Genomic DNA, 15442 nt, shown 5'->3' on the forward strand with positions numbered 1-15442 from the left:
GTGCGCTTCGCAAGGCGCCACGCTCCACTTCACGAGGTCTAATTCGAGCTGTCGATCAAGCTCTCCAGCAGCCGCTTGAGCTCGCTCGTCGACTTGTCGCCGTAGCTCTCCAGGATGTGCTCCTCCTGGTCGACCGCGAGCGAGTTGAGCTTCTTGCACAGCACCTTGCCGCGGTCGGAGATGAACATCAGCACCTTGCGACGGTCGTTCGGGTCCTGCACGCGGTAGACCAGCGTGTCGGAGACCATGCGGTCGATTATCTTGGTCAGCGTCGGATGGTTGAGCAGGACGGCGTCCGCAAGCTCGCCCATCGAATGGCCCTCGCCATCCGACAGCACTTTCAGGATGCGCCATTGCTCGACCGGCACGCCCTCCCTGCTCAACCGCAATTCGAGCTGTCGGTTGATTTCCCGGTTGGCTTGCGCGAGCAGGTAGGCGAGGTGTTCGGTGATCGGGGAATTTTGTTTCGGCGGTTTTGCCACGGCTGAGACTTCGCCTTGACCCAAATGAGTGAATGTCTTGCAATCGATGCTGCATCTATATGCACTTCAATTCTTGAATATTCAATATTTTCAAAATAGGATCATTGCCCAACAAAAGGGCGGATGCCGCGGTCGCCCGGAGAATGTGCTTTCGGGTCTGGTCTCAGACAGGAGTTGGCGTGCGCGCGACGGTAAACTTCCCGGCTCACGGCGGTCCGGCGTTACCGCCGTCCTTGCTGTTCAGGAATCTGTCGTCATCCGTCGCCGGCGGTGCTCTGTCGCCGCGCGATCACGCCTTGTTCAAGCCGCGCGGCGTCAACAAGCTGCGCATCGGCGGCTTCATCTGCTGCACCGGCTCGCCTGGAGTCTGGGGGCCCTGTGCCACCAACAGTGCCCAGCTCGCCGTCGCCGAGATCAACAAGCGCGGCGGCATTCTCGGCCGCGAGATCGAGCTGTCGATCTACGATGCCGGCGGGCCGTTGGATGAGGTCCTGGACCGCGCCGAGCAGGCGATCGCGTTCGACGAGGTCGATCTGATAGTCGGCTTGCACACCAGCGCGGTCCGCGTTGGCCTTCGCGACGTCACCACGCGCCACCGCATTCCCTACATCTACACGCCGGTCTACGAGGGCGGCGAACGCACGCCCGGCGTGATGGCGATCGGCGAGACGCCGCGCTGGCAGAGCCGCCCCGCCATCCATTGGCTTGCCGACGTCAAGAACGCCAAACGCTGGTACCTGATCGGCAGCGACTATGTATGGCCCTGGCAATCGCATCGGGCGGTGAAGAATTACATCAAGGAAACCGGCGGCCGCGTCGTCGGCGAAGAGTTCGTACCGCTGGGCGAAGACAATCACGAGCCGCATCTGGCGCGCATCCGGGCCGCCAAGCCTGACGTCGTGCTGATCTCGCTGATCGGCACCGACAGCATCACCTTCAACCGAGCCTTCGGCGAATGCGGGCTCGGCGCCACGACGCTGCGGCTCGCGGGCGCGATGGACGATACCGTGCTTCTTGGCATCGGCGCCGACAACAGCGAGAACATGTTCTGTGCTTCCGGCTATTTCACCGGCACCGGCATGCGCGCCAATGACGACTTCCAGAGCCGCTATCACGCGATGTTCGGGCCGAATGCGCCGCCGATCGGCTCGGTGGGGCAGTCGAGCTATGAAGGCATGCGCTTCCTCGAAGCCGTTGCCAACAAGGCAGGTTCGCTGTCGATGCGGCCGCTGGTCGCCGCCGGCCGCAACATCGTCTACAGCGGCGCCCGCGGTCCGATCACCGTCCGCAACGGGCACGTGCGAATGGCGATGCATCTCGCCGAGGCGGATGGTCTCGACTTCAAGCTGATCAAGCCGATCTGACAGGGCGCGGCAATCCGTGCCGGGCCAAGCTCAAAATAATACTTGAAAAGGAAAATATTTCCGTTTTGAATGTTTGCGCCGGGCCGGTGCGCTCGTCGCGCAAAACGTAGACGCACGCCCAAGGTCGATCCAGAGAACTCCAGGAGAGCGCCGTGACCGTTGCCCTTCCCACGCCAGCCCAACTTCGCAGTGTCGCCGAGCAATGCGGCCTTTCGCTCACCGATGATGACGTCGCCTCGTTCCGCGGTCTCATGCAGGGCTCGATCGAAGCCTACAATCTCGTTGCCGCGATGCCGGACGAATTGCCCGAAGTGAAATATCCGCGCACGCCGGGCTACCGGCCTTCGGCGGAGGAGAACCCGCGCAATGCTTGGTATCGCAAGTCGACCGTGAAGGGCGCCGCCAGCGGCAAGCTCAAGGGCAAGACCGTCGCGCTGAAGGACAACATCATGCTGGCCGGCGTGCCCATGACCAACGGCTCGTCGACGCTGGAAGGCTATGTGCCCGATTTCGACGCCACCATCGTCACGCGCATGCTGGATGCCGGTGCCGAGATCAAGGGCAAGGTGCATTGCGAGCATTTCTGCCTGTCCGGCGGCAGCCACACCGGCTCTTACGGGCCGGTGCATAATCCGCACAAGATGGGCTACTCGGCCGGCGGCTCGTCGTCGGGATCGGGCGTCGTGGTCGCGCTCGGCGAGGTCGACATGGCCATTGGCGGCGACCAGGGCGGCTCGATCCGCATGCCGTCGTCGTTCTGCGGCATCTACGGCATGAAGCCGACCTGGGGCCTCGTCCCCTACACCGGCATCATGCCGATCGAGATCTACGTCGACCACACCGGCCCGATGACGGCAACGGTTGAAGACAATGCGCTGCTGCTCGAGGTGCTCGCCGGGGACGACGGCTACGATCCCAGGATCAAGGCCCCGAAAGTGGAGGAATACACCAAGGCGCTCGGCCAGGGCGTCAAAGGCATGAAGATCGGCATTCTCAAGGAGGGCTTCGAGCAGCCGACCGCCGAGTCCGCGGTGAATGAAAGCGTGCGCGAGGCCGCCAAGCGCTTCAAGGATCTCGGCGCCAGCGTCGAGACCGTCTCGATCCCGATGCACCTCATGGGCGGGGCGATCTGGACGCCGATCGGCACCGAAGGCCTGACCCAGACCATGATGTTCGGCGACGGCTACGGCCTCAGCCGCGGCGATCTCTATTCGACTTCCCTGATGGATTTCCACCGCGGCTGGCGCAGGCAGGCCGACTCGCTGTCCGAGACCACCAAACTGTTCATGATGCTCGGCACCTACATCAACAACAATTTCGGCCCGCGCTTCTACGGGAAGGCGCTCAACATCTCGCGCCGGCTGACCGCGGCCTACGACAAGGCCTTCAAGGACTACGACCTGCTCCTGCTGCCGACGACGCCGATGAAGGCGACCAAGCTGCCGGAGCCCAATGCCAGCCGCGAGGACTACGTCGCTCGCGCGCTCGAGATGATCTCCAACACCGCGCCGTTCGACATCACGCACCATCCCGCGATGTCGCTGCCCTGCGGCATGGTCGACGGCCTGCCGGTCGGGCTGATGCTGGTCGGCCGCATGTTTGAGGAATCCACCATCTACCGCGCCGCCCATGCCTTCGAGCAGATCGGCGACTGGAAGAAGATGTGAGGAAACCTTCGCTTCAACTCGGCGGAAACGCAACGCATGGCTAACGCGTTCATCGCGGCGTTCGAGATCCTGAGCTTCGGCGCGATCATCGTCCTGATCGTGCTGGGGCTCGGGATCATCGCCAGCATGATGGGCATCTTCAACTTCGCGCAGGGCGAGTTCGTCCTGCTCGGCGCCTACATCACCTATCTCGCTTATGCCAAGGGCCTGCCGATCTGGGCGGGCATGGTTGCAGCGCCTTTCGTGGTCGGTGCGCTCGGCTTCGTGCTGGAGGCGCTGATCATCCGGCGATTCTACGCAGCGCCGATCGTTGCCATGCTCGGCACCTATGCGCTCGGCCTGATCATCCGCGAGGCCGTTCGCGGGCTGATCGGCGGCTTCTACCTCACCGTGCCGGAGCCGATCGGCGGCTCGATCGACATCGGCGCCATGCATATCTCGGCCTGGCGCTTCACCATCATCGTCATCACGCTGCTGGTGATGGGCCTCTGCTATCTCTTGCTGTCGCGCACCAGCTTCGGCCTGCGCGTGCGGGCGACGCTGGAGAACCCGTCGCTGGCGCGTGCGTCGGGCATTTCGACGCCGCTGATCTACGGCGCGACGTTCGCCTTCGGTGCGGCGCTCGCGGGCCTTGCTGGCGCGCTGATCGTGCCGGTGTTCAGCCTGTTTGCCGATCTCGGCCTGCGCTTCCTGATCCAGGGTTTTGTCGCGGTCATGGTCGGCGGGGTCGGCTCCTTCATCGGCCCGGTCGCGGGCGCCGGTGTCATCGGCACGCTGAGCGCGGCGCTGCCCTGGGTAATGGCACCCGTCGTCGCCGACGTCCTCGTCTTCGTGCTGGCCATCGTCTTCATCAAATTCCGTCCGCAAGGTCTCATCGCTGGAAAAGGGGTTTAATCACATGCTCGATCGTACTCAGCTCACACGACGTCGCTTCCTGTCCAATTTCGCCTTTGCATCCGGCGCGGTCGCAACCGGCGTCGGCAGCTGGGTGATCCCGGCGCCCTGGGCCAATGCGGCCGAGGCGCCGATCAAGGTCGGCATCGCCACCGATCTCACCGGCCCGATCGCCTATGCCGGCAACGCCGATGCCAACGTTGCGAAAATGGTGATCAAGGAGATCAACGGAGCCGGCGGCCTGCTCGGCCGTCCGCTCGAGCTCTACATCGAGGACACCGCCTCCAACGAATCCGTCGCCGTCGGCAACGTCCGCAAGTTGATCCAGCGCGACAAGGTCGACATGGTGCTCGGCGGCATCACCTCATCGATGCGCAACGCGATCAAGGACCCGATCGTCGCGCGCGGCAAGACCCTCTACATCTATCCGCAGCTCTACGAGGGCAAGGAGTGCACGCCGTACCTGTTCTGCACCGGCCCGACGCCGGCGCAGCAATGCGACGAGTTCATCCCCTGGCTGATCAAGAACGGCGGCAAGAAGTTCGCGCTGCCGAGCGCCAACTATGTCTGGCCGCACACGCTGAACGTCTACGCCCGCAAGGTGATCGAATCCAATGGCGGCGAGGTCGTGTTCGAGGAATATTACCCGCTCGACCAGGTCGACTTCTCCGCGACCGTCAACCGCATCATCTCCAACAAGGTCGACGTCGTCTTCAACACCGTCATTCCGCCCGGCGTCGGCCCGTTCTTCAAGCAGCTCTATGAAGCCGGCTTCCTCAAGAACGGCGGGCGTCTGGCCTGCGTCTACTACGACGAGAACACGCTCAACATCAACCAGGCCGCAGAGATCGAAGGGCTCGCGAGCTGCCTCGACTATTTCAAGGTGCTGACCAAGGAGAACCCGTTCGACGCCAAGATCCAGGCGGCCTACGAGAAGGATTTCCCCGGCAACTTCCTGTTCGCCGCCGGCAGCGCTGCCACCGGCACCTATCGCGGCCTCAAGCTGTGGGAGGCCGCGGTCAAGGAAGCCGGCAAGATCGACCGCGAGTCCGTGGCCGCCGCGCTCGACCATGCCAAGATCGCCGAAGGTCCGGGCGGACCCGCCGAGATGGTGCCGGGCAAGCGGCACTGCAAGATGAAGATGTACACCGCCGTCGCCAAGGCCGGGAATTATGAGATCGTCGGGCGCAGCAACGGTCTCGTCGATCCCAAGGAATGCTGATTTTCACCTCTCCCGGAGGGAGAGGTCGGATCGCATCGCAAGATGCGATCCGGGTGAGGGGAACTGATCTCACTGCGTGTTGCGGCCCCTCACCCGGATTGCACTGGACGATGCTTCGCATCGCCAGGCGCAATCCGACCTCTCCCGTTGGGGAGAGGTGAACCCTGCCGTGACTACGCAGCTGACTCTCACGATGTTGAACTCGGAATGCTGAAGCCGATGAGTGTGGTAAGAGATGCCATCGTCGCCGACGTGGACGACGAAGCGGACGGTGCGATGGCTGAGGGCGCAGCGGCGAAACGGGCCAATGACCGGGCCAAGCCAGGACGAAAAATCCTGCCCATCATCGAGGGCCTCGTGCTCCTCGCGGCGCTACTCGCGCCGCTGGTGCTGCAGGACTATCTCACGGTGTTCGCGACGCGCGTGATCATCCTGGCGCTGTTCGCGCTGTCGTTCGACCTGGTCTGGGGCTATGCCGGCATCATGAGCTTCGGCCAGGCGCTGTTCTTCGGCTCGGCCGGCTACGGAGTCGCCCTGCTCGCGCGGGATCTGAACGTCACCAACATCTTCCTGGTGCTGCCCGCGGGAACGCTGATCGGCCTCACCTTCGCGCTGCTGCTCGGCGGTTTCCTGCTGCTGGGACGGCATCCCTCCAGCGTGATCTTCGTCTCGCTCGGCACGCTGACCGGCTCCTACGCCGCCGATCGGCTCGCGCGCGGCTGGTATTATCTCGGCGGCCAGAACGGCATCCCCTCGATCGCGCCGATGTCGCTCGGCGGTTACGATTTCACGGAAGGACCGGCGTTCTATTATCTCGTGCTCGGCATCCTCGTCGTGGTCTACCTGCTCTGCCGCTTCCTGGTGCGCTCGCAATTCGGCCTTGCGCTCGCAGGCCTGCGCGAGAACGAGCAGCGCATCGCCTTCTTCGGCTACAAGGCGCAGCATCTCAAGGCCATCATCTTCACCATTGGCGGCGCCGTCGCAGGCCTCGCCGGCAGCCTCTATGCCTTCCACGAAGGCTTCGTCTGGCCCAACATGGTCGGCGTCGTGGTCTCCACCCAGGTCGTGCTCTATGTCTTGTTCGGCGGCTCCGGCACGCTGATCGGTGCCGTCATCGGCGCCGTCATCGTCGAGGGCGTCAGCTTCTGGCTCTCGGACAATTACCGCGAGATCTGGCCGATCATCCTCGGCCTGCTGCTCCTGCTCGTGATCCTGTTCCGGCCGCTCGGCCTGATCAGTTTTGTCCTTGGCGAGCGCGAACGCGTCGGCAGCTTCGGCGCCAGGCAAAAGGAGACGCGCAATGCTCCTTGAAGCGGCCGGCATCAAGAAGGTCTTCGGCAAGCTCACCGCGCTCGACGGCGCAGCCCTCACCGTCGGCGAGAACGAGTTTCACGGCCTGATCGGCCCGAACGGCTCGGGCAAGAGCACGCTGATGAAGTGCATCGCCGGCGCCGAGGTGCCGACGCAAGGCAAGGTCTCCTTCGTCAACACCGACATCACCGCGTTCACGCCGACCGAGCGTGCGCGCGCCGGCATGAGCCTGAAATTCCAGATAACATCCGTGCTGCCGTCGCTGACGCTCTACGACAACATCCTGCTCGCGCTGCAGGCGCAGTCCTCGCTGTTCGACCTCGTGTTCTCGCGCACGCGCAGGTTCTTGCACGACCAGGTCATGACCATGCTGAGGCAGTTCCGCCTCGCCGACCGCGCCTTCGATGCCGCCGCTGCGCTGTCGCACGGCCAGCAGCAATGGCTGGAGATCGCGATGGCACTCGCCGGCAAGCCGAAGCTCCTATTGCTCGACGAGCCCACCGGCGGCATGAGCCTGGAAGAGCGCCGCGTCACCGGCGAGCTGCTGCAGCCGATCAAAAAACATTGCTCGCTGGTCATCGTCGAGCACGACCTCGATTTCATCCGTGACATCTGCGATCGCCTCACCGTGCTCGACCAGGGCAAGGTGCTGGCGTCTGGCACGGTGTCGGAGATCCAGGCCAACACATCCGTCCAGGAGATTTATCTGCGCCGTGCCTGAATTTTTGGACATCAAGCATCTCGACGCCGGCTATGGCCGCAGCCAGGTCCTGTTCGACGTCAGCCTCGGCATTCCCTGGCGCGGCGGCGTCGCCGTGCTCGGCCGCAACGGCGCTGGCAAGACCACGCTGATGAAGACCATCGTCGGCGAGCTGCCGGCGTGGAAGGGCGAGGTCGCCTTCGACGGCCGCGACATCAGCCGCCGCGCCACCCAGGAGCGCGTCCGCGCCGGCATCGGCTACGTGCCGCAGGAGCATTCGGTGTTCGCGCGCCTGTCGGTGCGCGACAATCTCGCCGTCGGCTCGCTGGCTAAGAAGGATTGCTCCGCAATTGACCGCGTGCTGACCATCTTCCCAAAGCTCGGCCAGCGCCTCGACCAGCCCGCCGGCACGCTCTCCGGCGGCGAGCGCAAGATGCTCGCGATCGGCCGCGCCATGCTCGGAGATCCCAAGCTGCTGCTGCTGGACGAGCCGACCGAAGGCGTCTGGATCGGCGTCATCGAGGAGATCACCGAGCGCCTGATCGACCTCGCAAAGAGCATCGCCGTCATCATCGTCGAGCAGCACCTCGATTTGGCGTTGCGCGTCGCCGACTACGCCTACGTGCTCGACCGCGGCCGCGTCGCGCTGCAGGGGCAGGCCAGCGAGGTGCGGGGCAATCCGGAGCTGATGCGATATCTGGCGCCGTAGGGATGGGCGTGAAGCGTGGCGCTCGCACGCCGATCTCAGCTGTCGCGCGTCGAATCCTCGATTCAACTGTCAAACAACCGAACGTGACATCGCGATCCCGCAGCGCTCCAGCGTCCGGGTTTTGCTTCGCTTCTGGCGCCCATCGGAATCGGAAGGGCGCAGGGAAGGCCGGGTACCGGCTGGCACCCACGAGCCCCTGTGCAATGATGCGTAAGTAAACGCTCACAGGGGAGACACAGGTGCAGCCCGATAACCGGCCTTCCCTGCGCAGTGGTTTGACGGCTTATGTCGCGCTCTCCCCGGGGAGCGATGCACTATTGCCCCCGTCGCCTCGCGAGATCACTGATACGCGCCCTCCGGTTGGACAACGCGCACCACCACGAGACTTGACGTACAGACCCCGGACGTCAGGACCACACGATTTTGCCGTACGCGACCCTGCTTCGCCTCTCGGCTTCGCAGGGCATGGCAGCGCCTGTCGTACCGCGCCCGCTGACCGCTCACGGGAACTACCCGCCCTGCGACCGCACCTGGCGCCAACGCAGCCCGCGTCCACCGCAACCCACCCCACGAACCGTGACGATCGCGACCCGCCCCTTCCGGAGGGATGAGATGGCGGGTGGATAGGGTGTTTCGGGTGTTCGGGTAAAGCGAATTATTGCTATCCGAAGGGACCTGCCTACTTCACCGCCGAGAATCGGCTGTCGAACGAGTTCGACTGCACCACCGGCGCGGCGCCTGATATCATCGGGGTGCTATCGCCCGCACCGTCGCTCACCGACGGCTTCAGCGCCGGACGCGTCGCGGCGAGGCGGGTGTCGGGCTTCGGCGGCTCGGCCGGCTTGGCGGCTGCGACGGCCGGCTTCGGCGTATCCTTCGCCGCCTCCTTCACTGAATCCTTGGACTTGTCATGCCCCGGCACGAAGCGGGTCACGGCGGCCTTCAGTCGCGAGGCGGCCGTGGCCGGCGTCGTGGACGTCTGGGCGGCCGGGGCCACGGACGCGGTGGCTTGCGGCGCAGGCGTCGCGGTCGCGGTGGTGTCGGCGGTGCCGAGCCCCATCTTGCGGCCGAGATTGGAGAAGAAGCCGCCGCTTTCAGATTTCGCAGCGGGCGCCGACGCGGCAACGCGGGTGCTCGCGGCAGGCGCGCTGACGGCGACCACCGGCTCTTCCCGCGGCGCCGGCGCACTTGGCACCGCATCGAGGTTCGGCTTGGGCGGGTTGACGTGGCCGGGGATCGTGCCCGGTGCCTTCGCCATGGCCAGCATCTGCAGCGTGGTGCCTTCGGCACTCTCGGACAGGCCGGTCGAGCCTTCCGGAATTTTGGCGGCGAACACCTTGTGCATGCCGCCGTCGATGCCGGTGTTCATGCGCGCCACCGGCGTGCCCTTGGCGACGAGCCTTGCGTATTCGGTTTCGTCCTTGGCCTGCTTCTCGCGTACGGCGCTGGCGATCTCATCGGGGATCACATAGGCCGGGCACTTGGCCGAGGCGTCGAACACCGGATCGCGCTTGGCGTCGGCGGGCTTGGCGGCATCGAAGACGTACTTCTTCTCGCAGAAATCGACCTTCGGCTCCTGCCGCGTCACTTCGAAATGATCATAGCCTTCCTTGATCATCTTCCAGAACGGCATGTTCGGATTGTTCCGGTGCCTGGCCATGTTCACCGGCGTCATCTTGAACGGATAGGCCTGCAGCTGGAACGCCTTCTGGCCGCCGAAGAAGGACTCGCGGCCGAGCGAGTAGATCTCCGCGATCTGCTCGTCCGTCATCGCGTAGCAGCCGCGCGACGAACAGTCGCCGTGCACCATCAGCTGCGAGCCGGTGCGGCCCAGCGCCTTGTCGAACGCGTTCGGGTAGCCGGTGTTGAACGAGAGGTAATAGGACGATTGCGGATTCATCTGGCTCGGATTGATCGAGTAGAATCCCTCCGGCGCCTGGCGGTCGCCTTCGCGCACCTTGGGGCCGAGATCGCCCGACCAGCGGCAGATCGGATAGGTCTTGAGCAGCGCGAACTGGCCCGAGCGGGTCTGCTTCCAGACCTCGAGCTCGGCCTCCTGCTTGAACAGGCGGACCAGGATCGGCGATTGCAAATCCATGTCCTTCTCGGCCATCGCGGCGATCAGCTTCGGCGGCACCGGCTGATTGGCCTTGGCGTTGGTCGCGAGCGAGACCTGATCAGTGTTGCAGCCGGCAAGCAGACCGCCGGCCGTCATCAGCGCAACCGAGACCAAGAGCGCGCGAGCAAGCGAACGAGAAATCAAGATGGACCCCACACCGTGCCAGGCATTGAAGCGCGAACCCCAACTTTTCGGAACGCAATCCGACCGGAAACCGACCCGCCGAGACGGGCCCGGTCAGACCCCGCTCCAGCGCTTATGCCCTGAAGCCATTGATTAAAATTCTAACCTCTGGGTCATGTGGTCGCAACCCGAGTGGGGATCACGAGGGCGTTGGCCCAGCGGCATGGTCAACGAAGACTAAATGGACGCGACTTGGGACGGAACTTGGGCTTTCGGCCGATGGGGACTCAGATCGCCGATTTGGGCAAAAAAAGGGTTAATGCGGGGTTACCGGGGGCTGCTCGAAAGGTCTGGTAGGGTGGGCAAAGGCGCGCGAAGCGCCGTGCCCACGAGCCGTTCGTACAGCACGCTTCGCTTTGCCCACCCTACGAGAGCGGAATCGAGGCGAATCAGCCCAGTTTGCGGCCGATATCGAGGAATTTCTGCCGCCGCTGCTTGCGGATGGCATCCCCATCAAAGTTCCGGAGCTCGTCGAAGGCCTTGGCGATGGCCTCGCCGGTGGTGGCGATCATGGCGGCGGGGTCGCGGTGGGCGCCGCCGACCGGCTCCTTCAGGATGGCGTCGATGACGCCGAAGCGGAGCATGTCCTGGGCGGTGATCTTCATGTTGTTGGCGGCTTCCTGCGCCTTGGTGCCGTCGCGCCAGAGGATCGAGGACGCCGCCTCCGGCGAGATCACGCTGTAGATCGCATGCTCGAGCATTAAGACCTTGTTGGCCGTGGTGATGGCGATGGCGCCGCCCGACATGCCCTCGCCGGTGATGATCGCGACATTGGGCACGGTCAGCGCCAGGCACGCATCGGTCGAGCGCGCGATCGCCTCGGCTTGTCCCCGCTCCTCGGCGCCGATGCCGGGATAGGCGCCGGCGGAATCGGCGAGCGACAGCACCGGCAGGCCGAACCGCTCGGCCATCTCCATCAGCCGCACGCATTTGCGATATCCTTCCGGCCGCGCCATGCCGAAATTGTGCCGGATCCGGCTCTCGGTGGAATCGCCCTTTTCCTGGCCCATCACGCAGATCGGCTCACCGCGGAAACGGCCGAAGCCGGCGACCAGCGCCTCGTCCTCGCCGAACTTGCGGTCGCCGGCGAGCGGGGTGAATTCGGTGATCAGGCCCTTGATGAAGTCGTTGAAATGCGGCCGCTGCGGATGCCGCGCCACCAGCGTCTTCTGCCACGGCGTCAGGTTCGCATAGAGGTCGGCCAGCGCCTGCGCCGCCTTGTCCTCGATCCGCCCGACCTCGTCGCTGATGTCGGTGCCGGTGGCGGCGAGCGCGCGCAATTCGTCGACCTTGGAGTCGAGCTCGGCGACGGGCTTTTCGAAGTCGAGATAGCTGCGCATCTGGTCTTGCATCAACTCAATATAGGGGGACGGGGCTCGAGAAGCGAAGCGAGTTGGGGTTGCGGAAAGAAGTGTAGCGTCTTCAATGATTTGGCCTGTGTGCTGGTGCAGCCGGCCAAATCAGCCGTGAGGCCCCGGCTCTTTCCGCGGAGATGTGGCCGAAGTCAAGGCGGTTTCCTCGTCGTTCTGGCTAAGCTCTCGTGTCCCGGACGCGCTGCAGCGCCTCTATGGCGCTGCTGCGCAGAGCCGGGACCCATTCGGCATGGGCCCCGGCTCTGCGTCGCATCGTTTCACGCTGCGCCGCGTCCGGGGCACGAGACCTGTTTACTTCTCTGCCAGCGGGTGCAGGTCTCGCACCAGGCTCTTCAGCCGCTCCTCGACCACATGGGTATAGATCTGGGTCGTCGAGATGTCGGTGTGACCGAGCAGGGTCTGCACAATGCGCAGGTCCGCGCCGTTGTGCAGCAGATGGCTGGCAAAGGCGTGGCGCAGCACGTGCGGGGAGACCAGGCGGGCCTGCAAGCCGGACGCAACCGCGAGCTCCTTGAGGTCGCGGGCGAAATGCTGGCGCGTCAGATGTCCGCTCTCGCCGAACGAGGGGAACAGCCATTTCGACGCGGGCACGCTATTCTTCCCGTCGGCCTTTGCCGCTTCCGTGGCGGCGAGATAGTCCGCCATCGCCTGCCGCGAGGCGTCGTTGAGCGGCACCAGCCGTTCCTTGTTGCCCTTGCCGCGCACCACGATCATGCGGGCGTCGCGCTTGGCCGCCGAGCGCGGCAGCGCCACCAGCTCGGAGACGCGCAGGCCCGTGGCGTAGAGCACCTCGAGCAGGCAATAGAGCCGCAAGGCACGCAGCCGTTTCGACGGCGAGGCATCTCCCGCCTCGCTCAGCTCCTTGGCGCGGCGGAGCATGCGGTCGACGTCGGCGATCGACAGCACTTTCGGCAGGCCGCGGCCGCGCTTCGGGCCTGACAGGATCGCGGCGGGATCGTCCCCGCGGATGCGCTCGTTCAGCAGGAAACGGTAGAGGTGCCGCATCGCGGACAGCCGGCGGGCCACACTGGTGGATTTGAAGCCGCGGGTGTCGAGATCGGCGAGATAGTCGCGCAGCGTCTGGGTCTCGGCATCCACGAATGTATGACCGACCCGGCCCAGAAATTCCGAGAAATCGCTGAGGTCGCGGCGGTAGGCATCGAGCGTGTTGGGGCCGGCGCCCTGTTCCGCGGCGAGCATGTCGAGGAACAGGCCGATGAGCTTGGCGTCTGAGGGTTTGGCGGGCATGCCCGGGAGGCTAGCTCCTATTTCTTGAGAAACTTGTCCGGCGGGATCGTCACCGTCATTTCCCGCGGCTTCGGGTTGACGAAGTTCGCCAGCGCGAAGACCACGCCATAGACGATGCCGCCGATCACGGCGACGACCGTCAGGAAGCGGAACAGGCTCGGCATCGTTCTGGGGTCTCGGGTCGGGGCGCGGCAGCCAAATTAACCAATGAAATCATCCAACATGTTCGCCGTTTCGTGGCAAGAGTCCTCTGGCGAGGGCCCCCATGGGGTCGTATAGGTGGCCAAAGCCATGCCGCATCTGGCGGCAGTTCGAGCGAGATCCAGTCGAGCGAGACGATGTCCGACGCCGCGTTGCCGCTTCCTGCTTCGCCCGAGGCCGACATCCTGTCGGCGCTCGGGGCGCGCTCGATCGTGCTCGTCGGCATGATGGGGGTGGGCAAATCCACCATCGGCCGGCGCCTCGCGGCCCGGCTCAAGCTGCCCTTCATCGATGCCGACACCGAAATCGAGGTGGCCCACGCCGGCATGACCATCCCGGAGATCTTTGCGGCCCATGGCGAGCCCTATTTCCGCGACGGCGAGGCCCGTGTGATCGCGCGGCTGCTCGAGGGCGGGCCGATCGTGCTGGCGACCGGTGGCGGCGCTTTCATGCGCGAGGAGACGCGCGCGCGCGTCGCGGCGAAGGCCATCTCGATCTGGCTGAGGGCGGACCATGACGTCATCATGCGCCGCGTGCGGCGCCGTGCCGACCGTCCGCTGCTTCAGACCCCCGATCCCGAAGGAACCGTGACGCGCCTTCTGGCCCAGCGCGAGCCGATCTATGCCAATGCCGACCTCACCATTGCCTCGCGCGACGTGCCGCACGACAGAATCGTCGAGGAATGCATCGAGGCGCTGCACACCCGTCTCTGCGGCGGACAGCCAGCCCAACCGCCTGCCGACATTGCGAGTGCGTCAAGATGACTGCGCCGTTGAAACATTCCGATCCCATCAAGGTCGACGTCGCACTCGGTGACCGCGCCTATGACATCGTCATCGGCCGCGGCGTGCTGGGCTCGCTCGGCGAGCGTGTCGCCGCTCTGCGTCCCGGCGTCCGCACGGCCATCGTGACCGACCGCACCGTCGCGAAATACTGGCTCGAGCCCACTGAGGCGTCGCTCGCAGCCAGCGGTATTCCGACCTCGCGCATCGTCGTCGAGGAAGGCGAGATCTCGAAAACCTATGCCGGGCTCGAAAAGGTCAGCGAGGCCCTGATCGCAGCGAAGATCGAGCGCAACGATCTCGTCATCGCGCTCGGCGGCGGCGTGGTCGGCGATCTCGCCGGTTTTGCCGCGGCGATCCTGCGCCGCGGCGTCGATTTCGTGCAGGTGCCGACTTCGCTGCTGGCGCAGGTCGATTCGTCCGTCGGCGGCAAGACCGGTATCAACTCGCCGCAGGGCAAGAATTTGCTCGGGGCCTTCCACCAGCCGGTGCTCGTCATCGCCGACACCGCCGTGCTCGACACGCTGTCGCCGCGCCAGTTCCGGGCCGGCTATGCCGAGGTCGCCAAATACGGCGTGCTGGGCGACGCGGCCTTCTTCAGCTGGCTGGAGAAGAACCATGCCGACATCGTCAAGGGCGGATCGGCCCGCGAGCATGCGATCGCGACCTCCTGCCGGGCCAAGGCCGCAATCGTCGCGCGCGACGAGCGCGAGACCGGCGAGCGCGCGCTGCTCAATCTCGGTCACACCTTCGGCCACGCGCTGGAGGCTGTGACCAGCTTCTCCGACCGCCTGTTCCACGGCGAGGGCGTCGCCATCGGCATGACGCTGGCGGCGCAGTTCTCCGCGAAGCTCGGCATGATCGGCGAGCGTGAGGCGGCGCGCATCGAGCGCCACCTGATCGAGGCAGGCCTGCCGACGCGCCTGCAGGACATCGCCGGCTTTGCGCAGGAAGGGCTTGCCGATGCCGACGCGCTGATGGCCCTGATGGCACAGGACAAGAAAGTCAAGCGCGGCAAGCTCACCTTCATCCTGCTGGAGGCCGTGGGCCGCGCGGTGATCGCAAAGGACGTCGAGCCGGTGCCGGTGCGCGACTTCCTGAAAGAGAAGCTCGCGCAGTGATGACGGGACCGTTCAGATCGGCCGCCCGCGAAACGGCGGGGAATGCCGGGGCGGTCGCGAGGCAAA

Annotated in this window: 14 protein-coding genes; 9 read left to right on the forward strand and 5 right to left on the reverse strand. The window is 65.0% G+C overall.

Annotated features, from left to right (window positions below):
- Nucleotides 1-38: 38 nt before the first annotated feature.
- Complete coding sequence (locus ABIA45_RS25840; RefSeq protein ID WP_404654251.1) at nucleotides 39-482, reverse strand: MarR family winged helix-turn-helix transcriptional regulator; 444 nt, start codon at nucleotides 480-482, stop codon at nucleotides 39-41.
- 179 nt (nucleotides 483-661) lie between these two features.
- On the opposite strand from ABIA45_RS25840, the gene ABIA45_RS25845 reads away from it, so the two are divergent.
- From ABIA45_RS25845 to ABIA45_RS25875, 7 genes are all read left to right on the forward strand, one after another.
- Entirely contained in the window at nucleotides 662-1846 is a 1185-nt protein-coding gene (locus ABIA45_RS25845; protein ID WP_275507746.1) for a substrate-binding domain-containing protein, read from the forward strand.
- 152 nt (nucleotides 1847-1998) lie between these two features.
- Nucleotides 1999-3513, forward strand: a complete 1515-nt coding sequence (locus ABIA45_RS25850; RefSeq protein WP_404654252.1) for an amidase — start codon at nucleotides 1999-2001, stop codon at nucleotides 3511-3513.
- A 36-nt stretch (nucleotides 3514-3549) separates the two neighbouring features.
- Nucleotides 3550-4407 carry a branched-chain amino acid ABC transporter permease gene (locus ABIA45_RS25855; RefSeq protein WP_404654253.1) on the forward strand — a complete coding sequence of 286 codons (858 nt, stop codon included), beginning with the start codon at nucleotides 3550-3552 and terminating at the stop codon, nucleotides 4405-4407.
- 4 nt (nucleotides 4408-4411) lie between these two features.
- Nucleotides 4412-5629 carry a substrate-binding protein gene (locus ABIA45_RS25860; protein ID WP_157285754.1) on the forward strand — a complete coding sequence of 406 codons (1218 nt, stop codon included), beginning with the start codon at nucleotides 4412-4414 and terminating at the stop codon, nucleotides 5627-5629.
- 207 nt (nucleotides 5630-5836) lie between these two features.
- The gene (locus tag ABIA45_RS25865) at nucleotides 5837-6940 is read left to right on the forward strand and encodes a branched-chain amino acid ABC transporter permease (protein ID WP_404654254.1); all 1104 of its coding nucleotides are present in this window, start codon (nucleotides 5837-5839) and stop codon (nucleotides 6938-6940) included.
- Nucleotides 6930-7661 (forward strand): ABC transporter ATP-binding protein, encoded by a 732-nt coding sequence (locus tag ABIA45_RS25870; protein ID WP_275498131.1) that lies wholly within the window; start codon nucleotides 6930-6932, stop codon nucleotides 7659-7661. The genes ABIA45_RS25865 and ABIA45_RS25870 overlap by 11 nt, the downstream gene beginning before the upstream one ends.
- Entirely contained in the window at nucleotides 7654-8349 is a 696-nt protein-coding gene (locus ABIA45_RS25875) for an ABC transporter ATP-binding protein (RefSeq protein WP_271539725.1), read from the forward strand. Before ABIA45_RS25870 ends, ABIA45_RS25875 begins: the two co-directional genes overlap by 8 nt.
- A gap of 679 nt (nucleotides 8350-9028) precedes the next feature.
- Here ABIA45_RS25875 and ABIA45_RS25880 read toward each other — a convergent pair.
- The 4 genes from ABIA45_RS25880 to ABIA45_RS25895 all read right to left on the reverse strand — a co-directional run bounded on the left by ABIA45_RS25880 (nucleotide 9029) and on the right by ABIA45_RS25895 (nucleotide 13436).
- Nucleotides 9029-10564, reverse strand: a complete 1536-nt coding sequence (locus ABIA45_RS25880) for a L,D-transpeptidase family protein (protein WP_404655747.1) — start codon at nucleotides 10562-10564, stop codon at nucleotides 9029-9031.
- Nucleotides 10565-11040: 476 nt separating this feature from the next.
- Nucleotides 11041-12003 carry an acetyl-CoA carboxylase carboxyltransferase subunit alpha gene (locus ABIA45_RS25885; RefSeq protein WP_036042616.1) on the reverse strand — a complete coding sequence of 321 codons (963 nt, stop codon included), beginning with the start codon at nucleotides 12001-12003 and terminating at the stop codon, nucleotides 11041-11043.
- Between the two features lie 312 nt (nucleotides 12004-12315).
- On the reverse strand, nucleotides 12316-13272 hold the full coding sequence (gene xerD / locus ABIA45_RS25890; RefSeq protein ID WP_404544543.1) for a site-specific tyrosine recombinase XerD: 957 nt from the start codon (nucleotides 13270-13272) through the stop codon (nucleotides 12316-12318).
- Between the two features lie 17 nt (nucleotides 13273-13289).
- On the reverse strand, nucleotides 13290-13436 hold the full coding sequence (locus ABIA45_RS25895) for a hypothetical protein (RefSeq protein WP_036026218.1): 147 nt from the start codon (nucleotides 13434-13436) through the stop codon (nucleotides 13290-13292).
- Nucleotides 13437-13610: 174 nt separating this feature from the next.
- Between ABIA45_RS25895 and ABIA45_RS25900 the strand changes: the two genes are divergently transcribed.
- A complete protein-coding gene (locus tag ABIA45_RS25900) occupies nucleotides 13611-14237 on the forward strand; it encodes a shikimate kinase (RefSeq protein ID WP_275498127.1) in 627 nt (208 codons plus the stop codon).
- Nucleotides 14234-15376: a 3-dehydroquinate synthase gene (gene aroB, locus ABIA45_RS25905; RefSeq protein ID WP_404654256.1), complete on the forward strand. Its 1143-nt coding sequence runs from the start codon at nucleotides 14234-14236 to the stop codon at nucleotides 15374-15376. The genes ABIA45_RS25900 and aroB overlap by 4 nt, the downstream gene beginning before the upstream one ends.
- The last annotated feature ends 66 nt before the right edge of the window (nucleotides 15377-15442 follow it).

Source organism: Bradyrhizobium sp. USDA 336 (genome assembly GCF_044908355.1).
GTDB lineage: Bacteria > Pseudomonadota > Alphaproteobacteria > Rhizobiales > Xanthobacteraceae > Bradyrhizobium > Bradyrhizobium yuanmingense.